This window comes from Proteus alimentorum (assembly GCF_002607735.1).
In the GTDB taxonomy this organism is placed as follows: domain Bacteria; phylum Pseudomonadota; class Gammaproteobacteria; order Enterobacterales; family Enterobacteriaceae; genus Proteus; species Proteus alimentorum.
On the sequence record NZ_NBVR01000031.1, the window covers coordinates 566,571 to 592,382 of the forward strand.

Sequence of the window (25,812 nt, forward strand, 5' to 3'; positions counted from 1 at the left end):
TTTAAGCGTATTGCATTAAGATTAATATTATTAATAAACTTAAATTAAATTTAATCATTAAAAGAGCATTCAATTAATGATGCTTAATCTGATAGTTCCAATTGCATTTTTATAAATAAATTTCAATGTAGAGTAATACAACTAAGTTAAGATCATAAAAAAAGCCACACAACATTTATTGTGTGGCTTCTCATATTTTTAAAAAAGAAAACTTATTTAACAGGCTTACTGAAAGCAGCTTTCAGTGCAGCAACCATTTGATCATTTTGTGATTGTGTTAATGGTTTACCTTTATCACTGATAAATTGTAAACTACTACGGTTATTTAAATCGCCGACTTGTAATTTATAATCAGCTTCTTCAACAGTTGGTCTATCAACACCTAACGCACTCCAGTTTGCGCTGCTCATTCCTTTATAGGTTACTTCAATTGAACCTTTAGAACGTGTGCGATCGCCCATCTTCATACCAACACTTTCTAATGCGATAGGTAATCTATCCCAAACCACATCAAATGGTGCACGAACGATAATCACTGGAAGGCCAGCATTATCACTGCCACTTTGGACATCGATAATACCTTGTAAGCTACTGTTTGCCGTATTTTCACTTAAATTACGCATACGGTTTAAGCCATCAACCAATTCGTTAAGCATTAAAATATTGTAACGCTTCACTTCAGCCGGATCCGTTATCTCAGTTTCGCCTTGGCGTAAACCTTCGTTAGTCACTGTTAATGTAATAACATTACCTGACTGAGCAATTGCTAAACGCTGACGGGTTTGGAAAGGTACGTTTTCATCAGCACGTAACCATGTGATCCAATCAGTATGGATCGCTTTTTGCCCAGCATCACTTTTAACAATCGTCACACCTTTCTCTTTTAAGATAGCGCTAACTTGCTCATACAGTGTTGTATTTTCAGGTGAGTTTGGTAATAACAAACGGCTGTTATCTGCATTATTTTCACTGCGTGAACCGCTTAACAAATTCAGTGCTTGAGTTGGTGGACGAATATCAAGCGCTAAACCAACTGGTTCAGTTTTTTTAGGGGTTGGAATGTCATATTCCCCATTTTGCAAAGGCAACACCATACCCGCCGGAATCGCTAAATTCTTTAGCCCTGCCGTCTCTAAATAAGACTCATCACCACTGACCTGACGTTTATAGCGCTGATCACTTGAACAGGCTGCCAGTAAAACCACCAGCGACAGACCCGCGACTTTCATAATCTTTGATTTATGCAATAGTGTTGCCATTAAAATTCCCTAAGTTTTACAGTATTCCCGCTGTTAACAGCGCTTTCTCAACAATTTGCTGACCTGATGATGTCAACGGAGTCATAGGTAAGCGCAATGTGGCGTCTTCAATCAATCCAATACGTTGACACGCCCATTTAGCTGGGATTGGATTAGGTTCAACAAATAACTGATAATGTAAGTCCATCAGTCGTCGATTAAGTTCACGAGCTTTCGCAAACTCACGCGCATTTGCTAATCGACATAATTCTACCATCTCTGACGCAGCAACGTTAGCAGTAACCGAAATAACACCATGACCGCCAAGTTGCATAAAGTCTAATGATGATGCGTCATCGCCACTCAATAAGATAAAACTATCATCATTAACCAACTCTTGGATTTGACTAACACGACTTAAGTTCCCTGTCGCCTCTTTAATTGCCACAATATTATCCAACTTGGCTAAACGTGCAACTGTTACAGGCAATAAATCGCATCCAGTACGACCCGGTACATTATACAGGATTTGTGGTAATGCTGTGCTTTCAGAAATCGCTTTAAAGTGCTGATATAACCCTTCTTGTGAAGGTTTATTATAATATGGCGTGACACTTAAACAACCTGCAATACCTTTATTTTCAAACTGTTGTGTAAACCAGATAGCTTCAGATGTTGCATTAGCACCCGTACCAGCAATCACAGGAATACGTCCATCAGCCATATCTAATGTCATTAGAACAACATCAACATGCTCGTCATGACTTAATGTTGCAGATTCTCCTGTGGTACCGACAGAAACAATTGCGGCACTGCCTGCATTAACATGATAATCAACTAATTTACGTAAACTAACCCGGTCAACATTGCCTTTTGCGTCCATTGGTGTAACCAATGCCACCATACTACCTGTAAAATTAAATTCGTTATTCACCATAATCATTGCTCCGAGATAGACGTATACTCAATGGTACTCATTCATTGCTCTATTGAAAACTACTTAACTCTAGGTTTCTAATGAAATTTGCTAATATTCTTTGATATGAATTAAAGAGATATAATAATTGAAGATAGTGAGCAAGGGATCTTGGCAGAAATCGAAATTTGTGTTTACCTGTTAAGAATAAACTGAAAGTCAAAAGGAACCTTATTTTGCCCATACCTGATAAACATTTTCTCGTCATTACTGCATTAGGTGCTGACCGTCCTGGTATTGTTGATACCATTACACAATTAGTCAGCCAATGTGGATGTAATATCGAGGACAGCCGACTTGCGATGTTTGGTCAAGAGTTTACGTTTATCATGCTACTTTCAGGTGGCTGGAACGCTATCGCACAATTAGAAGCGTTGTTGCCCATTAAAAGTGCGGAACTAGATTTATTGACCGTAATGAAAAGAACCACTAATGGTGCACCGATTACCTATCCTTCAACAATCGCTGCAAAAGTTGATATTGAAGATGCACCCGGTATTGTAGAACGCTTTACTAATCTATTTAGTCAACATAATTTTAATCTTGCTGAATTAATATCTAAAACACATCCATCAGAAGATGGCTCACCTGCCCGTTTAGAAATCCAAATTACGGCGCATAATCCATTAGATGATCACGGTCTTGTTATTAATGAGAAATTTAATCAATTATGTACAGAGCTGAACGCTCAAGGCACAATAAGTATCGTAAATAGTCTGATGATGAAACAGTAAAAAATGGAGAATGACCTAATGAACCCATTAAAAGCCGGTGAAAAGGCGCCTCAATTCAGTCTGCCCGACCAAGATGGAGAAACAATTAATTTATCTGATTTCGCTGGTCAACGTGTGCTTGTTTATTTTTACCCTAAAGCAATGACACCCGGTTGTACAACTCAAGCTTGTGGCTTACGTGATGAGATGGATGCACTAAAAAAAGCCAAAGTTGAAGTATTAGGTATCAGCACAGATAAATCAGAAAAACTTTCCCGTTTCGCTGAAAAAGAGATGTTAAATTTCACGTTGCTTTCAGATGAAGATCATAAGATCGCAGAAGAATTTGGTATCTGGGGAGAAAAGCAATTTATGGGAAAAACTTACGATGGGATTCATCGTACAACATTCTTAATCGATAAAAATGGTGTTATCGAACACGTATTTGATAACTTTAAAACCAGTAATCACCATCAAGTCGTTCTCGAATATCTCGCTCAACATCCATAATAGATGCTTTGAATTGATAAGATAACAGACAGTTTGCACTGTCTGTTTTTTTATCTCTTTTTTATTAATACATTCGATGCGTACTTAGCTTTTCTTTATAAGTTGCTCATTCGCAATTTCATCAGGTAATGCATGCAGCACTGCTTTTATCAGCGTTGCTAATGGAATAGCAAAGAAAACGCCCCAAAATCCCCACATACCACCGAATATAATCACTGACAATATAATGACTAAAGGGTGCATATTTACAGCTTCAGAATATAAAATTGGCACTAATAAATTGCTATCTAATCCTTGAACAACAAGATAAGCGATAAATAACGCCCAAAAATCGGAGCCTAATCCCCACTGAGATAATGCAATCACAATAACGGGTATCGTTGCTAAAACAGCACCAACATAAGGAACTAAAACAGAAACACCGACGATAACAGCAAGTAATACCGAGTAGCGTAAATCAAAGAAAGCAAATACAAAATAAGTGAAAACACCCACAATTATCATTTCAGTGACTTTACCCCGAATGTAATTGGTAATTTGCTGGTTAACTTCAATCCAGACTTGTGCGGCTAATATTCTGTTTTTTGGTAAAACACGACGAACCGCATTAAGCATCTGTTGCTTATCTTTAAGTAAGAAGAACGTCATTAAAGGAACCAGAATAAGATAAATCGACAGTGTAATAATTCCGATTAACGAAGCTAAAGACACTTTTAATACAGATTCAGCCACCGTTGAGAACTTACTGCGTAAGTTTTCTGCCATCATATCAACAATGCCAGCATCCATTAATGCAGGGAAACGATCAGGTAATTCATGCGCAAAGGCATTGAACTTATTGATCATATTTGGGATATCTGAAATCAGTGTCATCCCTTGCTGCCACACAGTTGGCGCTAAAATCAAAATAACAATGGCACTAATACCGATAAAGAGTGTCAGAATTATCGATACTGCCCATATACGGGCACATCCTAATTTCTCAAGTAAATGAGTTGGCCACTCTAAAAGATAAGCAAGCACAATTGCCACTAATAAAGGAGCAAGTATGCCACTGAAAAAATACAGAATAGAAAAGCCGGCAATCAAAATGACCACAAGGGCGATAACTTGTGGATCAGCAAATCGGCGTTTGTACCATTGAACAAGCAAGTCCAGCATGAAAATAAAGATCCTTTATAATAATCAGAATAATAGAGCTGTATGTATTCATTTACATAAGCAATAATCTTTTGACAGATTTTACGTTAGGTTTTGCTATCATACATCATTAATTATTAATTTTTCGTTAAGATAGCCATCAGGATACAGTTGTATGAAACTCAGACTTAAAAAACCATTAGTCGCGCTTCTTGTTTCTGCGTTGCTATCAACATCAGTAGTGCCCGCTCAGGCTGCGATTGATATTGAAGACTCTTTACCTGATATGGGAACTACCGCAGGTTCAACATTAAGCATCAATCAAGAAATCGCTATGGGTGATTACTATACTCGCCAACTGCGAAATAGTGCACCATTAGTTTTTGACCCATTACTTTCTAACTATATTAATAATTTAGGACAAAAACTCGTTTCTAACGCCAGCTCGGTCAAAACCCCTTTTCACTTCTATTTAGTTAACAACCCCAATATTAACGCTTTTGCTTATTTTGGGGGAAACATTGTTTTGCATTCCGCACTCTTTCGATATAGCCAAACAGAAAGCGAATTAGCCTCTGTTATGGCTCACGAAATCACACACGTTACTCAGCGACATCTTGCGAGAATGCTTGAAGATCAGGCTAAAACAACGCCCCTTGCCCTTGCAGGTGTATTAGGTTCTATCCTGATATTTATGGCAAACCCAAATGCAGGCCTTGCAACCTTTACAGGAAGTATGGCGGGTATGCAGCAAAATATGATCACATTCACGCAAATGAACGAGCAAGAAGCAGACCGTATCGGAATACAGACACTCTATCGTGCAGGATTTGATCCCAAAGGGATGCCTGACTTTATGCAAATTCTTGCTGATCAGGTACGATACAGCTCTAAACCACCTGAAATGTTATTAACTCATCCCTTACCTGATAGCCGCTTATCTGATGCAAGAAGCCGAGCGAGTCAATTTCCTGCTCGGCAGGTTCCACAGTCAGCTGACTTTCTGTTTGCTAAAATGCGGGTCTTAACCATGCTGACGAAAAATCCAACATCAGAGAATGCATTGCAAACAATACTGGATCAGTTTAAGCAAGGTACAGCTCTTGAAAAGTCAGCCGCAAATTATGGGTTAATACTGATCTATTCTCGTGATCGCAAATTTGATGAAGCAAGAAAACTGCTCACTCCAATGTTAGAAAAAGAACCGAACAACATTTGGCTTATTGATGCCATGACAGATATCGATTTAGAACAAAACCGAGCAGGCGATGCGGTTGCAAGATTACAACTGGCATTGAAACAAAGGCCCAATAACAATGTGATTATTGCGAACTTAGCTAATTCATATATGCATAATAAACAATATAACGAAGCTAACCGCCTACTTTATCGTTATACCTTTGATAATCCAAGTGATCCGATTGGTTGGCAATTAATGGCAGAAAATTCAGCCAAGCAAGGTGATAGAGCTCATGAATTAGCCGCTTATGCAGAAGATTTGGCCCTACGAGGTGACTTTGAAACGGCAATTCGTTATCTAGGTGATGCAAGCCGACAAGTCAAATTAGGCAGTAATGATCAAGCTCGCTTTGATGCTCGCATAGACCAATTAAGAAAAATTCAGCAAAGAGACAGTCAATTTAAATAAGGGACAACATGACCAAGAAAGTGACGATTTATCACAATCCACGCTGTTCAAAAAGCCGTGAAACCTTACATTTACTAGAAGAAATGCAAATAACACCGAATGTTATTCACTATCTAGATACAGCTCCTTCCGTCGCGGAGCTTAAAACACTGCTTCAAGCATTAGGTTTTAATGATGCAAGAGAGTTAATGCGTACAAAAGAAGAAATTTATAAAACGCTAAAACTGGCTGATGAAACATCACAAGATGCATTAATTCAAGCAATGCATGAAAACCCTAAACTTATTGAACGCCCTATTGTGGTTGTTGGTAATAAAGCCCGTTTAGGCCGTCCACCAGAGCAAGTGAAAAAACTGTTTAATTGAACCTTATCAAAAATCCTCACTTTTACATTATTTTTGTAACTGTGGGGATTTATAAATTGCATCGTCGAAAGAAGTTCAACCTATTCAGAAGGCATTAGCCATTTTTTTGTATAGATAAGCTTTTAATGCTTTAACCGTATATTTAAACACAACAAAATAATTGTTAAAAATGAATCAGAACGGCATAAAAGCCGCTCTAAATTGACTATGTATGGTTGGTCCTTAAAGCCGCGCAAAGACGTTCTGATGATGTCTAACGGGCGATTTTGAGTAGTCAACTCGCCCGTTTAACAGAATGGGTCTTATAAGATCCATGCTCATCAATTAAAAAGAAGTTTTTCACAGAAGGAAAACATAGCTTATTTAAAAAAACCAGACTCTTTTTTAACCCTTGCTTCACCTTCTTTAGTCAAAAGGCTTTCAGTTCCGTTAGCAATACTACGTTGTGCATCAGCATCTGATTGAATTACATCCGTATGAGCAGCTTGCCTTTTTAGCTCTTGATCAATAAAATCATCTTCTCTATTAACCCTCGCTTTCTTTCTGGCTAACTCAAGTTTTCTTTCTTCAAGCTCAAGCATTCTAAGTTCATCTTCAAAAGATTGCTCTCTCGCTTTATCTTTGATGAATTCATTGTATGCTTTCTCTTTTTCAGCCGCAGCCGCTTTAGCTTGAGCATTGGCTCTGGCTTGAGCAGCCTCTCTAGCTTGAGCATTGGCTCTAGCTTGAGCTTCAGCTTTTGCCTTGGCCTCTGCTTGCAATTTATCTCTAGCTTGAGTTTTGGCTAATTCACCTTCTCTTTCAGCTGCTGCAACAGCTTGTAATTGACTGTTCAAATCAGCATGAGAATAATTAGAAAAAGAAAAAGCCAAAAGCGAAATCAATAAAACTCGATTTGTTTTATTCATTTTTATTTCTCTGGAGGACACTCTGCATTTGGTTGGATACGAGTTTCATTTTCTTTTGTTGTAATAATTAAAGCGATGCCAGGTTTAAATTGACATTTTTTTCCTGCTTGAGTTGATGTGTATACTTCATTCCCTTCTTTGTAAGTTAAACTCACACCTTCAACAATAACTTTATCGCTAACCATTGAACCGGCCACATTCCCAGCGACACCACCCGCAACACCGCCAGCAATAGCACCAGCAGTACTTTTTCCTCTTACATTATATCCGCCCACAGCACCTGCAACAGCACCTAATATAGACCCAGCTTTTTTTGCACTTTCTTTTTGTGCGCTATTATCTACAGAAACTTTAGCAGGAAGAATAGATATGATATTTACTGTTTTAGTTTTTTGCTTACTATTTAACTGATTGGTTTCATATACATCAGCACCAAGATGGTCTGTATTCACATTACATCCAGATAGCAAAGTAGAAGAAACAATAATACCTAATACGATTTTTTTCACTATACTCACCATATAAAAATAACTAATAAAAGATAAATTCATTTTATATGATAATTAATTTACTTACGCTAATTGTGTCATCTTAAATTAACTGTTTTTTGTAAGTTTTTTTTTCATTGTTTTAAGATTAAAATGACATAAATAAAAAACCACCTCCTTGAATAATAGAGTAATACAAATACTTAAAATGATAAAAATAGAGTAAATAAATAATTAATTTCATTTTTAAAAGAAATAATTATTTACATTTTCAACATTTTGAAATATATAAAGCACATCTAATTTATTCATAACTAAAACAACCTGTTCATCCTGAACAAAGCCCATCAAAAATTTTATCCTATCCAACTTAAATTCATATTGAAAGTTTAAAACAGTTCTACGCTATTCTGACTTGTTCTTAACATCTATGAGATAAACAATTAAATCGACATAAAATCGTTGAAAATGACAAGCTTATCTTGTGATAATCAGATATTTAACCAATCGAGTAAAGCGAGGGCGGTAGTATTTTTTATAATTTATAGAATTTAAATTATTAAGCTCAGTGTAAATATATAAAGCCATGAAAAAGTGTATGCAACGCCAACATGCCTATATGCCTATATGCCTATATGACTTGACTGTGATTTTTAAAAGAAGCGTTTATAAACTTAATATTTAGGTAATTTCTCAAATATTAAAATATACGTCTTAATAAGCTAATATATAAATATGGAGATCCCATCCCCAAAAGCGTTATAGTGCATGAAGGATAAGAGCACCAATCAACGGACTAGAAATTTCTTATTCTAATGCTTCTTTATTTTGTATTCTCATCATTTCTATTGCAACCGTTTCCCTTTATGCTGTATTGAAAAACCAAGTTATTAATGTTTCTTAATTGTTAATTTATTTGAAACTCATACTTTCACTATTTCCACAATAGAAAAAAACTAATCGCTTTATGCTTTCAAAATTTTTCATCTCAATTTCATATTTTTTATGAGTAAAAAATCGTCATTTTTGAAAACTTTTATCAAGATCACACCATGGCGCATAAACTCACAATTATAAGAAAAAAATAATCATGCGTTTCATTTATATTGTGACTCAAGTCTCTTTACACAAATGCATTCCTACATATCATGGGCATCAGAAAATATGATAGCAGAATTGATAAACAATAAATTCTCGCCAAAATATTTTTTCATTATCACCCAAGAAAGAAATTAACAAGAAGTATACATTTAAAACAATACTGCAACGCAGCAATAAGCTTTCAATTTGTTATTTACTCTATCTCTTCTTTTATTGTTGTTTTTTTAACTTGATAACAATTAATCAGTGTGAAATGAAGTTGTAGATGTATATGAAATAAACAACGTTATAGCCAACATTATGGGCAATTAAAACTAACCAATCACCATTATTGGTGTCGGGTGATTGCTAGGCTAATAGGAAAACAGATGAATATCGTACTTAGATTAAAACTTGTCTCATTCCTCCAGTTCTTTATATGGGGATCTTGGCTTGTAACGTTCGCCTCGTATCTCTTTGGAGAACTGCATTTTAAAGGTAGTGATGTTGGGCTTATTTTCAGTGCTCTTGGACTTGCCTCACTTATCGCCCCGGTTATCATGGGATTTATTGCAGATAAAATAAATAACCGCAAATTAGTGTTTATTACCCTGCATATTTTTTCTGCATTAGCATTAGTGTTAATGTCGCAAATGACGACCGTCACCACGCTATTTTTTGCAACTTTATTACATTTGTTGTTCTTTATGCCTAGTATCTCAATGGCAAACAGCATCATTTTTGAACTGTTAGAACAAAAGCATTTGGAGCCTAATAACTACTTTCCTAAAATTCGTGTTTACGGCACGGTTGGTTTTATTGCGGCCATGTGGGTTATTAGCTTCTTAGGTTTAGGTAATAGCTACCACCAGCTCTTCGTTGCAGCGATCGCTTCTATTGTTTTAGCGGTATTTGCAATGTTCTTACCTGCAACTAAAGCGGCTGATAAAAACGAAACTAAAGCCGAAGAAGTGGCATTTAGCATTACTAATATCTTGCAAGTATTTAAAAAGAAAAATGTCGTTGTTTTCTTATTCTTCGCAACATTGTTAGGATCTGTACTGCAAATTACCAATACATTTGGTGTGCCATTCCTGCAAGATATTGCACAATCTCCAAATGCAGATGATTCATTCTTTGCACGTTATCCTTCTGTGTTCTTATCTATTTCACAGATTTCAGAAGTCGTATTTATTCTGTTCTTACCACTGTTATTAAAACGCGTAAGAATCGAAACTATCGTTTTATTCAGTATGGTTGCTTGGATCTTACGTTTCGGCTTTTTTGCTTACGGTGACTACACATCATTAGGTCAAATCGTCTTATTGTTATCAATGATTGTGTATGGTTGTGCATTCGACTTCTTTAATATTTCTGGCTCACTGTTCTTAGAAAAAGAGATCCCATTACAATATCGTTCAACAGCACAAGGGATGTTTATGACCTTAGTGAACGGTTTTGGTACTTATTTAGGTGCAATGCTAAGTGGCTGGGTCATTGATTTATATACCACTAATGGTGCGGTTGATTGGAAATCATTCTGGTTAATCTTCACCGGCTACACTGTTGCAATCACTGCACTTTATCTGATTTTCTTACTGGTACCTCAGAAGAAAACCAAAGTAGTAGAAGCAAACTAATTATTTAACCCTCCTCCTTTATTGTTTGTGTCTCTCACCGCTTGCCTTGAATAAAGACAAGCGGTTTTTTATCTCTTGCTTTTATCAGAGATGATAAAAATAGAAAGATCACTATTAAGAAATAACAAAAATTGGTTACCTTCAATACGTATTGAATTTGGAAAATAGCGGTAAGATTTGAATTATTCGCCTCACCGAACAAGATGAGTGAGGCTATTTAAAGTTTGAGTATATCTTTCACAAATGGGATGGTCAGTTTACGCTGGGCAACAATCGAAGCGTGATCAAGTTCATCGAGCATTTCAAATAAGGTGCGCATTTTTCTATCTAAACGTTTTAATACAAAACGACCAACATCTTCAGGTAATTCAAACCCACGAAGTTTTGCTCTTAATTGCAGCGCTTGAATTTTTTCTTCGTCACTTAAAGGTTGCAAACGGTAGATTTGCCCCCAATCAAGGCGAGACGCTAAATCAGGAAGTTGTAGCTCTATTTGGCGAGGCGGTCTATCCCCTGTAATTAATAAACAGGTTCGTCCATGCTCTAAAACACGGTTATAAAGATTAAATAAGGCGAGTTCCCACTCTTCATCACCCGCAATACACTGAACATTATCAATACAAACTAAGGATAAATGTTCCATGCCTTCAAGAACATCGGGAACAAAATAGGCACGTTTATCAAGAGGTACATACCCAACAGCATCACCTTTTAAAGAAAGCTCAGCACAAGCGGCATGTAATAGATGGCTCTTTCCACCTCCGTCACGGGACCAGAAATAGATATAACTGCCATGAGATTGATGAATGGCGGTTCGAATTGCCGCGACTAACGACGCGTTTTCCCCTGCATAAAAGCTATCGAATGTCTCATCATCGGGCAGAGATAGTGGTAATGATAGCTGTGACGGCGTATTCAGAAGCACCTCACCTGAATAGTTTAATAAACGTGGTGATTCTAACACAAATTCTCACAAGGTCAGAATCAATATTAAAAAAGCACATTGCACTGGTTAAGATAACAGCAAGATCACCATGATAAGCCTATTTTATAATCAGAAAAAAGTCGTTGTTTAATTAATCGTCTTTATTATCTGAATTTTAATTTCGAAACATCATTCCCTGAAGGTTGTTGATAAATGTCGAGCTTAAAATATTGGGCTGATGCATTTATATACTCAAAAATTTCAGATTGTGTCTCTTCATATTCAACCCAAGTAGTTGCACGAGTAAAACAATATAGCTCTACAGGTAATCCCATCGGTGTAGGTGGCATTGTTCTGATCACCAAATACATATCAGGTCTAACATCGCCACGCATTTTTATCCAATTTAGCATGTATTTACGAAATAACTGTAAGTTAGTCACTCCTTTTGTTTCTAGCCACTCATTAATATCGCCAATCTCTTCTTCTTTGCCTTCAAGCATTATTTCTATGCTCTTACGAAGATGTGTTGTATTTTTTAATTCTAATACTAACTCTTGCGTTGCAAATGAAATTGAAGATTGGTCAATATAAAAGCTACGTTTAATCCGACGCCCGCCTGATGAAAACATCGGCTGCCAGTTAGTATATTTTTCAGTCAAAAAGTCTTTGGTTGGAATACGGGAAATTGTATTATCCCAATTGCGTACCGTGATCGTATGCAATGCGATATCAATCACTTCACCGCTGATATTACTACTGGGTAATTCAATCCAATCATAAAGCTTTAATACTTTCCCATTCGAGATAAGAATGTTGGCAACAAAAGAGATAAGGGTATGCTGAAAAACAAACATTAATACCGCAGCAATAGCACCAAAGCTTGAGATAATAATAAGCGGTGATTGTTCAGTAAATAAGGCAATGATCAAGATAAAAGAGATAATCCAGACTACAATTTTGGCAATCTCAATATAGCCTTTAATGGAATTATTCCGATGCCACGCTTTTTTTGCGTGCCTAATATTGAAGATATCAAGCGCGTTATTAAGCAATGATGCGATATTAATGATAATGAAGGCGCGAGCAACCGTCTCAAAGATAATATTCATCTCAGGTGAAAAAGACGGTAGTAGCTGATTAATATAGAGAACGAGTGTAACTGCAACAATAGATGCACTCTTTTTAGCGATATCTTCTATGGTTTCTTCATCTGAAAGCTCAGTAAATAAAAAAAGTAAACGCTTTGCTATTCGGCGGAAAATCATTTTGGCGAGAAACCACACCACCAGCAACACAACAACTAAAAATATTGTGATAAAAATCTGCTTTGATGTAATGAAATCATAAATTTCAATTAGCTTTTCCATAAATTGCGTTATACCTTTTTTGAGATTTCCCAACCTTAAAACGAATATCACTCGATATAGCAAATAAAATGCCTATTTCGCATAAGAACAGGCAACCATTGTCTCATTTATTTTATTTAAATAAACATCATGATTGAATTAATCACACTTTTCTAAGTTTTAAACACTCAAAACATCAAAAATCTTAGTTTTTAATATGACATAAAAATAAAACTCAATAAAAAAGGTGGAGTTCATCCACCTTTTTTATTAATTTCAACATATTGCTTAGATTGTCTTAATCGATTACTTTTTGTTTGCTGTACCACTCACTGATTCAATGGTGTTATCCACTAATTCTGTTTCAGGGCGAACAATACTCACTAATTTAAAAATTAAGCTTAAAACAATACCCACGATGGTCGCTAATGCCATACCTTTCAATTCAGCAGCGCCAATTTGAATGGAAGCACCACTCACACCGACAATCAGAATAATGGCCGTTAAAATCAAGTTTTGCGGTTTGTTGTAATCCACTTTTGAATCTAACAAGACACGAATACCTGATGCGCCAATGACACCGTAAAGCAGTAATGAAACGCCACCCATAACTGGAACAGGCACAGCAGCAATAGCCGCAGCCAGTTTACCGACACAAGATAATAAGATGGCGAGAATTGCCGCACCACCAATAACCCATGAGCTGTAAACCTTAGTGATAGCCATAACACCAATGTTTTCACCATAAGTGGTATTTGGTGTTGAACCAAAGAAACCCGAAATAATGGTAGAGAAACCGTTTGCGAACATAGAACGATGTAAGCCTGGATTTTTCATTAAATCGCGTTGCACAATATTGGCTGTAACAACTAGGTGTCCAACGTGCTCAGCAATAACCACTAATGCAGCAGGTAGGATAATAAAGATAGCACTCCATTCAAAACGCGGAGAATAGAATGTCGGTAGTGCAAACCAGTTAGCTTCTTTAATTGGCGTAATATCAACAACGCCCAAGAAGAAAGAGAGTGCATAACCTGCTAATACCCCAATAAGAATAGGAATAATAGCAAGGAATCCTCTAAACATCACAGAGCCTAAGATAGTCACACCTAAAGTTACCATAGAAATAAGCAGTGTCTGACTATCAACTGGTGCATCTGCACTTGGTAATAATCCTGCCATTCCTGCGGCAGTTCCTGCTAATTCAAGTCCAATGACGGCAACGATTGCACCCATTGCCGCAGGCGGAAACATCACATTGATCCAGCCTCGCCCTGCTATTTTGACAATACCTGCAACGATACAAAATAACACGCCACAGACGATAAATCCCCCAAGTGCTAATTCATACCCTAAAGGTAACAATAAAAGTACAGGTGAGATAAATGCAAAACTCGAACCTAAATAAGCAGGAATGCGTCCTTTACAAATAAAGAGATAAAGCAGGGTTCCGATCCCGTTAAATAACAATATTGTTGCCGGATTAACTTTAAATAAAATTGGCACAAGTACGGTGGCGCCAAACATTGCAAACAGATGTTGAAGACTCAACGGGATTGTTTGTAATAATGGTGGGCGCTCTTCTACCCCGATTGCACGACGAGTCATGCTTACGACCTCTCTTTAATATGAATGTGAAATTGGTTTGTTTTGTATATTTCTAACTATAGTTCTAACTATAGAACGAGATAACGGGTCCAAAAAAAAGCCGACTATCAAAGTCGGCTTAATTATTATTTTGTACCAAATATCTTATCACCAGCATCGCCAAGACCTGGAACGATGTACCCGTGCTCATTAAGATGGCTATCAATAGATGCAGTATATAATTCCACATCTGGATGAGCTTCTTCTAATGCCTTAATACCTTCTGGAGCAGCAACCAGTACTAATACTTTAATTGAAGTACAGCCCGCATTTTTTAATAAATCAATTGTGGCAATCATAGAGCCACCTGTTGCTAACATAGGGTCAACAACAAGCGCCATACGCTCTTCAATATTGGATGCTAATTTCTGGAAGTAAGGGACAGGTTCTAATGTTTCTTCATCGCGGTAAACGCCAACAACACTGATTCGGGCACTAGGAATATTTTCTAATACTCCGTCCATCATCCCGATACCTGCACGGAGGATAGGAACTACTGTGATTTTTTTTCCTTTAATCTGTTCTATCTCTACCGAACCACACCAACCTTCTATTGTTACCGTCTCTGTTTCTAAATCGGCGGTAGCTTCATACGTCAGTAGACTGGAAACTTCTGAAGCCAGTTCACGAAAGCGTTTAGTGCTTATATCATGATCTCGCATCAGCCCCAATTTATGTTGAATGAGTGGGTGTTTTACCTCAACGATCTTCATAATTTCTCCTAATGTACGACGCAGCCTGACAAAAAAATCGCGAGATTATACCGCTTTTTTGCCAACATTCCATCGTTTTTCTATTGATATTGATCAAGCGCACAGCTTTTAACCACACCAACATGAATAATTGTGACCTATAAAGAAGATCCTCGCAAACGTTTGCTTTGCCTGTTAGAATAGCATCCGCACACATTTTTTCTTAACAGCAACTTGCCGTGAGGGCTCTACGTGACTAACAAATCCTCTCTCAGCTATAAAGATGCCGGTGTCGATATTGATGCAGGTAATGCTTTAGTCGATCGTATCAAAGGTGTAGTAAAAGAAACCCGCCGTCCTGAAGTTATGGGGGGTTTAGGTGGTTTTGGCGCACTTTGTGCAATTCCATCTAAATACCGCGAACCTATTTTAGTTTCAGGCACAGATGGCGTAGGAACTAAACTTCGTCTTGCGATGGATTTAAATCGCCATGATGACATCGGGATTGATTTAGTCGCAATGTGTGTCAACGATTTAATTGTTCAAGGTGCAGAACCCCTTTTCTTCCTTGACTACTATGCCACAGGAAAATTAGATGTCGATACCGCAGCACGTGTAGTAACTGGTATTGCAGAAGGTTGTAAGCAATCTGGTTGTGCATTAGTCGGTGGTGAAACGGCTGAAATGCCAGGAATGTATCACGGTAATGATTATGATATCGCAGGCTTTTGTGTCGGCGTGGTTGAAAAATCAGAAATTATCGATGGTAGCAAAGTTAAAGCGGGCGATGCGCTAATCGCTTTAGCATCAAGTGGTCCTCATTCTAATGGTTATTCATTAGTCAGAAAAATTCTTGAAGTCAGCAATACACAAGCAGAAAGCACATCCTTAGGTAACAAATCATTAGCTGATCACCTATTAGCCCCTACTCGTATTTATGTGAAGTCACTACTTTCATTAATTGAAAATGTGGATATCCATGCTGTGGCACATATTACAGGGGGTGGATTCTGGGAAAATATTCCTCGTGTATTACCTGAAAACACACAAGCTCGTATTGACAGCAAAAGCTGGGAATGGCCACTGGTTTTCAAATGGTTACAAGATGCGGGACAAGTCAGCACACATGAAATGTATCGCACCTTTAACTGCGGTGTTGGATTGTTAATTGCCGTTAACCCAAATGACGTTGAAAAAACATTAGCACATCTTGCTGAGTGTGGTGAAAACGCATGGTTAATTGGTGAAATTGCACCACAAGCTGCAAATGAAGCACAAGTTATTATTAACTAATGAAAGCATGTGAATGAAAAATATTGTCGTCCTCATCTCAGGAAACGGCAGCAACCTACAGGCGATTATTAACGCCTGTAGGGCAAATAAAATCACAGGTAATGTGGTTGCTGTCTTAAGTAATAAAGCTGATGCATATGGTCTTGAACGGGCAAAAATTGCTGATATTCCAGCTTATTTTGTTGATCCGACTCTATATAATGATAGGGCTGATTACGATAAAGCATTAATTGAACAAATCGATGCTTATCAACCCGATATTGTCGTTTTAGCCGGTTTTATGCGTATTTTATCGCCTGATTTTGTGACTCATTATCAGCATAAATTATTAAATATTCATCCTTCTTTGCTTCCTAAATATCCCGGATTACACACTCATCGCCAAGTTTTAGCAAATAAAGACGCTTTTCATGGTGTTACTGTTCATTTTGTTACAGAAAAACTTGATGGTGGCCCCATGATTATTCAAGCTCGCATTCCTGTTTTACCGGATGATACTGAGCAATCATTACAAACAAGAATACAAGCGGAAGAGTATCGAATCTATCCATTAGCGATCGGATGGTTAGCTGACGAGCGATTAAAAATGCAGAATAATCAGGCCTTTCTCGATGGCATTGCGCTTTTCGACAACCTTGGTTAACTATTTCGTTTAAGATAAAAAGTCACATTGTGCTACACTGTAGCCCGCGTGACTTTTTTTGTGTCACCCTTTTCTCTTTTTATTCAATGCATTCACCGAGGTGCTTATGTCCGGTGGTAAGAAAGTTCCACCTATAAAATTACGTCCTCTCGAACGAGAAGATCTCTCTTTTGTCCATCAACTTGATAATAATGCCAGCGTTATGCGCTATTGGTTTGAAGAGCCTTATGAGGCTTTTATCGAGTTAAGTGACCTTTATGAAAAACATATTCACGACCAAAGTGAACGCCGTTTTATTGCCGAAAGTGACGGTACTAAAGTTGGACTTGTCGAGTTGGTTGAAATTGATTATGTTCATCGTCGTGCTGAGTTCCAAATTATCATCGCCCCTGCCCATCAAGGCCATGGCTATGCGGCACGAGCGGCGAAACTTGCGATGGATTATGCTTTTTCTGTACTTAATTTATACAAGCTCTATTTAATCGTCGATAAAGAGAATGCTAAAGCGATTCATATTTATGAAAAGCTTGGCTTTAAAAAAGAAGGTGATTTAATAGATGAGTTTTTTGTTAACGGTGCCTACCGTTCTGCGATTAGAATGTGTACTTTTCAAGCGCCTTATTTTGAACAAAAAGCCAAAGAAGCGAAACCCGAAAATTTTGTTAAGCCGGGTGCGACTATTAAGCAACACGTCTGATTTATTCAGATATTAAGTTTAAACTTTAACCCTTGTTGGAGTTCAGATGTCCCAGGAACGACTCTATATTGATAAAGAGATCAGTTGGCTTGCGTTTAACGAACGTGTATTACAAGAGGCGGCTGATAAACGAAACCCGTTAATTGAAAGAGTCAGGTTTCTGGGGATCTATTCAAATAACCTTGATGAGTTTTACAAGGTTCGCTTTGCCGATGTAAAACGCCGTATTTTAATTAATGAAGAGCGTGGCTCACGCTCTGCATCAAGTCATGCTCGCCATCTTATAAAGAAAATTCAATCAAAAGTGGCTAAAGCCGACCAAGAGTTTGATGCTTTATACAATGATTTGTTACTTGAAATGGCACGAAACCAAATCTTTTTAATTAACGAACGCCAAATCTCACCGAATCAACAAATCTGGTTACGCCAATATTTCCGCCAGAATTTAAGAAAACACATCACGCCTATTTTGATTAATCCTGAAACAGACTTGGTTGAGTTTCTTAAAGATGACTATACCTATTTAGCTGTTGAAATTGTGCAAGGGCAAATTATCCATTATGCCCTGTTAGAAATTCCATCCGATAAAGTCCCTCGTTTTGTTATTCTGCCAACAGACCAAGGTCGTAGTAAGAAAAAATCCATGATTTTATTGGATAATATTTTACGCTACTGTCTTGATGAGGTATTTAAAGGCTTTTTTGATTATGATTCATTAAGTGCTTATTCCATGAAAATGACGCGAGATGCAGAGTACGATCTTGCAACAGAAATGGAATCAAGTTTACTTGAAATGATGTCATCAACATTAAAACAACGCCTTACCGCAGAGCCAGTCCGTTTTGTTTATCAACGCGATATGCCTGATGAAATGGTGGCGTTGCTGCGCAGTAAATTAGGTTTATCGAATAATGACTCCGTCATTGCGGGGGGGCGTTATCATAATTTCAAAGATTTTATTAACTTCCCAAACGAAGGTAGTAAATTTCTATTAAATAAACCGATCCCACGCTTACGCCACGTTTGGTTTGATAACTTCCGTAATGGCTTTGATGCGATACGTGAGCGCGATGTCTTGCTCTATTATCCTTATCATACTTTTGAACATGTGCTGGAATTGTTGCGCCAAGCCTCTTTTGACCCAAGTGTTATCTCAATAAAAATCAATATTTACCGTGTTGCTAAAGACTCTCGGATCATTGATTCGATGATCCACGCTGCGCATAACGGCAAACGTGTCACTGTCGTTGTTGAGTTACAAGCACGTTTTGATGAGGCAGCGAATATCCATTGGGCAAAACGCCTGACAGAAGCCGGAGTACACGTTATTTTCTCTGCTCCGGGCCTAAAAATTCACGCGAAGTTATTTATCATTTCACGTTTAGAAAATGGCGAAATCATTCGCTATGCTCATATCGGTACGGGAAACTTTAACGAAAAAACAGCCCGTCTTTATACTGACTATTCACTATTAACAGCTAACACTGAAATTACGAATGAAGTACGCCGCGTCTTTAGCTTTATTGAAAACCCTTATCGCCCTGTGACTTTTGAACATTTGATGGTTTCACCACAAAACTCACGTATCCTGTTAAACCAACTAATCACAAATGAAATTCACAGTGCTCAAGCCGGACATCCTGCTGGGATCACATTAAAAGTGAATAACTTAGTCGACGAAGAGCTAGTTAATCGCCTTTATGACGCATCAGAAGCGGGCGTAAAAGTACGATTGCTAGTCCGTGGAATGTGTTCTTTAGTCCCTAATCAACCGGGATTTAGTGAAAATATTCAGGTAACTAGCATTGTTGACCGTTTTTTAGAACACGACCGTGTTTATGTGTTCACCAATAAAGGCGATGAAAAAATCTTTCTCTCTTCAGCGGACTGGATGACGAGAAACCTTGACTATCGTATTGAAGTTGCAGTGGCTTTGCTTGATCCTCAACTTAAACAGCGCGTTCTTGATATACTGGATATTCAATTTAATGACACCGTAAAAGCACGTTATATCGATAAAGATTTAACAAATAGCTATGTTCCTCGTGGAAATAAACGTAAGATCCGTTCCCAGCTTGCTGTCTATGAGTACATTAAATTGTTAGAACAACCCGGTTCACGAGCGTAATTTTATGCCTTTATCACAAGATGACTCTTCACCACGCCCTTTAGAAATTGCAGCTATTGACCTCGGTTCTAATAGTTTTCATATGATAATTGCGCGTGTTGTTAATGGCGCATTACAAGTATTAAGTCGTTTAAAACAGCGGGTTTATCTTGCTGATGGACTTGATGATGATAACGAATTAAGCGAAGAGGCTATGTTACGTGGGCTCTCCGCCCTTTCTCTTTTTGCTGAAAGGTTACAGGGCTTTCCTGCAGAAAATGTCACCGTCGTAGGAACGCACACTTTGCGTGTCGCCACTAATGCGAAAGTCTTTCTTCAACGAGCCAAAGAAGTGATGCCTTATCCTATTGAAATTATTTCAGGGCATGAAGAAGCTCGACTTATTTTTATGGGTGTTGAACACACTCAATCTGAAAAAGGTCGAAAGCTCGTTATCGATATCGGTGGTGGCTCAACAGAATTAGTTATTGGTGAAAACTTTGAGCCCATTTTAATTGAAAGCCAACGTATGGGTTGTGTCAGTTTTAGCCGTCAATTTTTCCCAGAACAGAAAATTAGCGGATCCGCTTTTCGTAAAGCACAAGAAAAAGCAGCACGTAAAATGGAAAAAATTGCATGGCAATACAAAATGACTGGCTGGGATGTGGCGTTAGGGGCATCAGGAACAATTAAAGCGGCTCATGAGATCTTAGTTGAGCTTGGTGAAAAAGACGGTGTTATCACACCTGAACGCCTACTTATGCTCACTAAACAAGTTTTACGATTTAAAAAATTTAAAGATATCACCCTGCCGGGTTTATCCGATGAGCGCAAACATGTTTTTGTACCCGGTTTGGCGATTTTATGCGGTATTTTTGATTCATTAGGATTAAAAGCCCTACACCTATCTGACGGTGCATTACGTGAAGGTGTACTTTATGAAATGGAAGGCCGATTCCGCCATCAAGATATTCGCCAACGCACAGCTAAAAGCCTTGCAGAGCACTATAATATCGATAGAGAACAAGCAAAACGGGTTCTCGAAACCATGCAATCTCTTTACGCTCAGTGGGCAGAGCAAAATCCTAAATTAGTTCGCCCTGATTTAGAGGCTATTTTAGTGTGGGCAGTCATGTTACATGAAGTGGGATTAAGCATTAATTTAAGTGGATTACATCGCCATTCTGCTTATATTCTTTCAAATACTGATTTACCCGGTTTTAATCAAGAGCAGCAACTGTTATTAACAACCCTCGTTCGCTATCACCGAAAAGGGATCAAGTTAGATGAGTTGCCTAAATTTAATCTTTATAAAAAGAAACAGTATTTTCCACTCGTACAAATACTAAGATTAGCAACTTTGCTTAATAATCAGCGACAATCGACAACAAAACCTGCATCTTTGCGTTTAGTTACAGATGAAAATCATTGGGTGCTTTATTTTCCTAAAAAATATCTTTCCGATAACACATTGATGGAATTGGATTTAGAAAAAGAACAAGAACATTGGCAGTCAGTTCCGGGTTGGAAATTGGAGATAAAAGAGGAATCTGCTTAACAATATGATATTATACAGAAAAAGACGCTAGTCAATGCGTCTTTTGTTGCATCTATCATACAACGACTATCAAATAACAACTATCACATAACAACATGGGTTTGATTTGTGACCATAATATGAACATCACCAACGCAATATTGTTCAAGATTCATATTTTTTATACGGAGAAGACCGATAATCATCCTAAAATGGAATAATTAGTGTCAATGGTTATCTCCCTCGTAAGAATTAAAAAGGAATAACATGTCTCAACCAGCTATCAACAATGATACTGCGGCTGCCATCAATCCGTATTCACAAAAAGTGGCACACCTGCGTCAGCAAATTTTGAGCATCTTTCTCGAAGATGATCATTTTGTTGAAACCGTTTTAGGTGAAGCAAGTGAAAATGATAGGCTGAGCCACCATGAACTTCATGAAAAAATCACCACTGTTAGAGAATTACTACAAGATCTACACGCGGCAGATATTGCAGATATTCTTGAAGCCCTTCCCTATGACGAACGTCTAGCCCTGTGGCATTTGGTTGATAATAATGAACGTGGTGCTGTTTTAGTCGAAGCTTCTGTCGCCGTTTGGGACAGCTTAATAAAAGATATGACTGACCGTGAATTATTACGATCGGTCGCCACATTACATGTGGATGAGCAAGCGTACATCGCAGAGCACTTACCTCGCGATACAATGCGTCGTCTTCTTACCTATTTAGAACCAAGCCTGCGTAATAGAATAAGAGAAGTTCTTCAATATCCAAAAGACAGTGTCGGTCAGATGATGGATTTTGAGTTCGTCACTGTGCGAGGCAATGTTACATTAAAAACAGTACAGCGCTATCTACGCCAACGAGGCTCTATTCCTGAAGCAACAGATAAAATTTTCGTTATTGATAATAAAAACCATCTGTTGGGCGAACTTCCATTAACCACCGTTTTAACGCAATCGCCAGATAAACTTGTCTCTGATGTAATGAAAACAGACACAGTGAGCTTTATGCCAGAAGAAAAAGGCGAAGATGCGGCGGGTGCGTTCGAACGTTATGACTTAATTTCCGCAGCGGTTGTTGATAGTAATGGTCTTCTCATGGGGCGATTAACCGTTGAAGATATCGTTGATAACATGCATGAAGAGAGCGATACCAATATTCGTCGTATGGGGGGGTTGAGCCCAGAAGAAGACGTCTTTGCACCCGTTGGACAAGCAGTTAAAACGCGTTGGACTTGGCTTGCAATTAACTTATGTACTGCTTTCGTTGCCTCTCGTGTTATCGGTGTGTTTGAGCACACCATCTCACAATTAGTCGCTTTAGCAACACTGATGCCGATTGTTGCTGGTATCGGGGGAAATACAGGTAACCAAACTATCACCATGATTGTACGTGCTTTGGCGCTACATCAGATACAAACAGGGAGTTTCTCTTTCCTCATTTTAAGAGAGCTAGGTGTCGCCTTTATCAATGGTATTGTGTGGGGAGGCATCATGGGGATCGTCACCTTCTTACTTTATGGCGACCTTGCAATGGGTGCCGTGATGACCATGGCAATGGTACTTAACCTGTTAATGGCCGCCATTATGGGCGTATTAATACCGATGACGATGATTAAATTAGGTAAAGATCCCGCCATTGGTTCAAGCGTTATGATAACCGCGATTACAGATACAGGTGGTTTCTTTATCTTCTTAGGTTTAGCAACTATTTTCTTAGTCTAAAACAAGCCCTATTACACTAACGCCACTGATAATAAAATACAGTGGCGTTTTTTATGTCAATCAAACAGCTATTAAGCCGTTGTTGAGAAGTAATAATAGACAAGCAACAAGGCAATAACCAATGAAGTAATAAAAGTCTTTTTAACAGAAGCACTTAATAAATAGCTATCATTTTGATTGGTACTATTAAGCATGGTTTTTAATACTAAACCACCACCTAATGCGATGATAGAAAGTGATGCGAACAGAACAATTGCAGCGAAGAGAACAGCACTCATTGAGATAGAGACCATAAATCCTCCGATATATCAATTGACTTACTGATGTAATTATAATCAAAAATAATTTTTTTGATGCCTCTTTTTGTTTTTATTTTCAATTTAACAACACATCTCAAAAAAACCACATTGCGCATAAAAACACAAAAATAAAATCATCAACAAATACTTTATTGAATTTTAATTTCAATAATCATAAAAATATTAAAACAAAATTCCATTAAGCGGCAATTTAACATACAGTAGAATATTCTAATAATTCATTTTCTATCAGATCATATCTTTCATTATTAATACCATTAGCTTTATTAATTATCTAATAATAACTTTATTTATGGAAAATAATAAATTAACTTATTTCTTAATTTATTATTTCCACACTTATTTAGTATTTGAATAAATATATTCATCATTAAACCTTTTTTATTTAGAGACACTGCATTCTTACTTTTTTTAATCAATATAATAATTTTATAATATATTGTGAAATCACACACTTTGATATTTAATATCACAAAACGGAGACAATTAAACCGATAAAACCGTAACTTATCGACATGACAGTTAATGCTGTTATTTTGATTTTAACTATTTACATTATTAATAGCTTCCTGTTATAACTGAAACCATCATCACAACATTATTCTTTCTCGCATAAATAGCCTTTAAATAACCTTTTGCTGTTATTTATTTTTACCCTATTTTATTCGCTAATTTAAAAAGAATCTAATTGTGATCTTATTACTTATTATTTTTATCACGATGATTATTATAGGTTGTTATTATGACATCACAATCACACTCCACTCAGCCGTTGAGTCAACCTACGGCAAGACCATTGAACCGCAACGACTATAAAACGTTGGGTTTATCCTCACTAGGGGGAACTTTGGAGTTCTATGATTTCGTGATCTTCGTGTTCTTTACGAAAACATTGAGCCACTTGTTCTTTCCCGGTGATAACGCCTTTATTGCCCAAATGCAGACATTAGGGATTTTTGCTGCTGGTTATCTTGCTCGCCCTTTGGGTGGCATTATTATGGCACACTATGGAGATATTATTGGGCGTAAACGCATGTTTACCTTAAGTATCTTCTTAATGGCGGTACCAACATTAGTGATTGGTTTATTACCAACTTATGCCAGCATTGGGGTTGCAGCACCATTATTGTTGTTATTAATGCGCATTATGCAAGGTGCTGCCATTGGTGGTGAAATGCCGGGTGCTTGGGTGTTTATCGCAGAGCACACGCCAAAACAACGTTATGGTTTGGGTGTAGGAACATTAACTTCAGGTATTACAGGCGGTATTTTATTAGGTTCCATCGTTGCTATCATCGTTCAACGCAGTTATAGCGCCCAAGAAGTGAATGATTTCGCATGGCGTATTCCCTTTATCTTAGGGGGCGTATTTGGCTTAATCTCTGTTTACTTACGTCGCTTTTTACAAGAAACACCTATCTTTAAAGAGATGGCAGCGAAAAAAGCGTTAGCCCAAGAAATGCCCGTGGTTTCTGTTATTAAAAATCACAAGCAAGCGTGCTTAATTACAGCGGCATTAACATGGTCTTTATCAACGGCTATTGTTGTCACCATTTTGATGACACCCGGTGTCATTGTTGAAGGGATCTATAAAATTGATAGAACCACGTCATTAGAAGCGAATTGTGTTGCAACATTAACCTTAACCTTAGGTTGCATATTCTGGGGTTGGATTGGTGACAAATTAGGAACACGCGCGTCAATGACATTATCATGGGGTGGTTTGATTGTTACCGCATTCCATTTCTATGGCAGTTTAGATGCAACAATGTCAGGTTTTCAGTTAGCGTTTAACTATGGTTTGATGGGCTTTTTTGTTGGGGCGATTGCTACTACGCCTATTGTTAGCACAAGAGCATTTCCACCATCAATTCGTTTTTCTGGCTTGTCTTTTGCTTACAATATGGCTTATGCCTTGTTCGGTGGATTAACACCCATGTTAACAGGAATATGGTTAGAAAAAACCGCCATGGCAGGCGCCTATTATGTTGCAGGCGTATCATTATTAGCGATTGCAGTCGCTTTCTTACCTTTAGCTTATAAAGGGTGGACTGCGGTAACACCGAAAGTTAGAGAGAAAGAAGTGGCACTGCAGGTTGATAAAGTGATCGGCTAGGCTTTTACCAATATTGCCTCTCCCCTTATACATACCGCCCTTATTAAGG

Annotated in this window: 22 protein-coding genes; 12 read left to right on the top strand and 10 right to left on the bottom strand. The window is 37.7% G+C overall.

What is annotated here, in order from left to right; all coding sequences use genetic code 11:
• Window positions 1-212: 212 nt before the first annotated feature.
• Both bamC and dapA read right to left on the bottom strand, forming a co-directional pair.
• Window positions 213-1,259 carry an outer membrane protein assembly factor BamC gene (gene bamC, locus B6258_RS13180; RefSeq protein WP_099075627.1) on the bottom strand — a complete coding sequence of 349 codons (1,047 nt, stop codon included), beginning with the start codon at window positions 1,257-1,259 and terminating at the stop codon, window positions 213-215.
• Window positions 1,260-1,275: 16 nt separating this feature from the next.
• On the bottom strand, window positions 1,276-2,175 hold the full coding sequence (gene dapA, locus B6258_RS13185; RefSeq protein ID WP_099075628.1) for a 4-hydroxy-tetrahydrodipicolinate synthase: 900 nt from the start codon (window positions 2,173-2,175) through the stop codon (window positions 1,276-1,278).
• 215 nt (window positions 2,176-2,390) lie between these two features.
• Between dapA and B6258_RS13190 the strand changes: the two genes are divergently transcribed.
• Window positions 2,391-2,948, top strand: coding sequence for a glycine cleavage system transcriptional repressor (locus tag B6258_RS13190; protein ID WP_036912784.1), 558 nt, complete (start codon window positions 2,391-2,393; stop codon window positions 2,946-2,948).
• An 18-nt stretch (window positions 2,949-2,966) separates the two neighbouring features.
• The gene (gene bcp / locus B6258_RS13195) at window positions 2,967-3,437 is read left to right on the top strand and encodes a thioredoxin-dependent thiol peroxidase (RefSeq protein WP_088495299.1); all 471 of its coding nucleotides are present in this window, start codon (window positions 2,967-2,969) and stop codon (window positions 3,435-3,437) included.
• Between the two features lie 84 nt (window positions 3,438-3,521).
• Here bcp and B6258_RS13200 read toward each other — a convergent pair whose 3' ends face one another.
• Complete coding sequence (locus tag B6258_RS13200; RefSeq protein ID WP_099075629.1) at window positions 3,522-4,598, bottom strand: AI-2E family transporter; 1,077 nt, start codon at window positions 4,596-4,598, stop codon at window positions 3,522-3,524.
• A 154-nt stretch (window positions 4,599-4,752) separates the two neighbouring features.
• Between B6258_RS13200 and bepA the strand changes: the two genes are divergently transcribed.
• A complete protein-coding gene (gene bepA, locus B6258_RS13205; protein ID WP_099075630.1) occupies window positions 4,753-6,225 on the top strand; it encodes a beta-barrel assembly-enhancing protease in 1,473 nt (490 codons plus the stop codon).
• 8 nt (window positions 6,226-6,233) lie between these two features.
• On the top strand, window positions 6,234-6,590 hold the full coding sequence (gene arsC, locus B6258_RS13210) for an arsenate reductase (glutaredoxin) (RefSeq protein ID WP_099075631.1): 357 nt from the start codon (window positions 6,234-6,236) through the stop codon (window positions 6,588-6,590).
• Between the two features lie 359 nt (window positions 6,591-6,949).
• Here arsC and B6258_RS13215 read toward each other — a convergent pair whose 3' ends face one another.
• Both B6258_RS13215 and B6258_RS13220 read right to left on the bottom strand, forming a co-directional pair.
• On the bottom strand, window positions 6,950-7,498 hold the full coding sequence (locus B6258_RS13215; protein ID WP_099075632.1) for a DUF5384 family protein: 549 nt from the start codon (window positions 7,496-7,498) through the stop codon (window positions 6,950-6,952).
• A gap of 2 nt (window positions 7,499-7,500) precedes the next feature.
• On the bottom strand, window positions 7,501-8,019 hold the full coding sequence (locus B6258_RS13220; protein ID WP_099075712.1) for a hypothetical protein: 519 nt from the start codon (window positions 8,017-8,019) through the stop codon (window positions 7,501-7,503).
• Between the two features lie 1,436 nt (window positions 8,020-9,455).
• On the opposite strand from B6258_RS13220, the gene B6258_RS13225 reads away from it, so the two are divergent.
• A complete protein-coding gene (locus B6258_RS13225; protein ID WP_099075633.1) occupies window positions 9,456-10,706 on the top strand; it encodes an MFS transporter in 1,251 nt (416 codons plus the stop codon).
• A gap of 217 nt (window positions 10,707-10,923) precedes the next feature.
• Here the strand turns inward: B6258_RS13225 and hda are convergent, their stop codons facing one another.
• The 4 genes from hda to upp all read right to left on the bottom strand — a co-directional run bounded on the left by hda (window position 10,924) and on the right by upp (window position 15,340).
• A complete protein-coding gene (hda, locus tag B6258_RS13230) occupies window positions 10,924-11,631 on the bottom strand; it encodes a DnaA inactivator Hda (protein WP_006533048.1) in 708 nt (235 codons plus the stop codon).
• A gap of 164 nt (window positions 11,632-11,795) precedes the next feature.
• Window positions 11,796-13,001: a mechanosensitive ion channel family protein gene (locus B6258_RS13235; protein ID WP_099075634.1), complete on the bottom strand. Its 1,206-nt coding sequence runs from the start codon at window positions 12,999-13,001 to the stop codon at window positions 11,796-11,798.
• A 285-nt stretch (window positions 13,002-13,286) separates the two neighbouring features.
• The gene (gene uraA, locus B6258_RS13240) at window positions 13,287-14,588 is read right to left on the bottom strand and encodes a uracil permease (RefSeq protein ID WP_099075635.1); all 1,302 of its coding nucleotides are present in this window, start codon (window positions 14,586-14,588) and stop codon (window positions 13,287-13,289) included.
• A gap of 125 nt (window positions 14,589-14,713) precedes the next feature.
• Complete coding sequence (gene upp, locus B6258_RS13245) at window positions 14,714-15,340, bottom strand: uracil phosphoribosyltransferase (protein ID WP_099075636.1); 627 nt, start codon at window positions 15,338-15,340, stop codon at window positions 14,714-14,716.
• Window positions 15,341-15,571: 231 nt separating this feature from the next.
• On the opposite strand from upp, the gene purM reads away from it, so the two are divergent.
• The 6 genes from purM to mgtE all read left to right on the top strand — a co-directional run bounded on the left by purM (window position 15,572) and on the right by mgtE (window position 23,327).
• On the top strand, window positions 15,572-16,612 hold the full coding sequence (purM, locus tag B6258_RS13250) for a phosphoribosylformylglycinamidine cyclo-ligase (protein ID WP_099075637.1): 1,041 nt from the start codon (window positions 15,572-15,574) through the stop codon (window positions 16,610-16,612).
• Between the two features lie 13 nt (window positions 16,613-16,625).
• On the top strand, window positions 16,626-17,255 hold the full coding sequence (gene purN / locus B6258_RS13255; protein WP_099075638.1) for a phosphoribosylglycinamide formyltransferase: 630 nt from the start codon (window positions 16,626-16,628) through the stop codon (window positions 17,253-17,255).
• Between the two features lie 106 nt (window positions 17,256-17,361).
• Window positions 17,362-17,952, top strand: coding sequence for a spermidine N1-acetyltransferase (gene speG, locus B6258_RS13260; RefSeq protein ID WP_088495291.1), 591 nt, complete (start codon window positions 17,362-17,364; stop codon window positions 17,950-17,952).
• A 46-nt stretch (window positions 17,953-17,998) separates the two neighbouring features.
• Window positions 17,999-20,080, top strand: a complete 2,082-nt coding sequence (gene ppk1 / locus B6258_RS13265; RefSeq protein ID WP_099075639.1) for a polyphosphate kinase 1 — start codon at window positions 17,999-18,001, stop codon at window positions 20,078-20,080.
• Between the two features lie 4 nt (window positions 20,081-20,084).
• Complete coding sequence (gene ppx / locus B6258_RS13270; protein WP_099075640.1) at window positions 20,085-21,617, top strand: exopolyphosphatase; 1,533 nt, start codon at window positions 20,085-20,087, stop codon at window positions 21,615-21,617.
• Window positions 21,618-21,863: 246 nt separating this feature from the next.
• Window positions 21,864-23,327: a magnesium transporter gene (gene mgtE / locus B6258_RS13275; RefSeq protein ID WP_099075641.1), complete on the top strand. Its 1,464-nt coding sequence runs from the start codon at window positions 21,864-21,866 to the stop codon at window positions 23,325-23,327.
• Between the two features lie 71 nt (window positions 23,328-23,398).
• Here mgtE and B6258_RS13280 read toward each other — a convergent pair whose 3' ends face one another.
• Window positions 23,399-23,620, bottom strand: a complete 222-nt coding sequence (locus tag B6258_RS13280) for a hypothetical protein (RefSeq protein ID WP_099075642.1) — start codon at window positions 23,618-23,620, stop codon at window positions 23,399-23,401.
• A gap of 769 nt (window positions 23,621-24,389) precedes the next feature.
• On the opposite strand from B6258_RS13280, the gene B6258_RS13285 reads away from it, so the two are divergent.
• Window positions 24,390-25,763, top strand: coding sequence for an MFS transporter (locus B6258_RS13285; RefSeq protein WP_099075643.1), 1,374 nt, complete (start codon window positions 24,390-24,392; stop codon window positions 25,761-25,763).
• Window positions 25,764-25,812 lie beyond the last annotated feature (49 nt).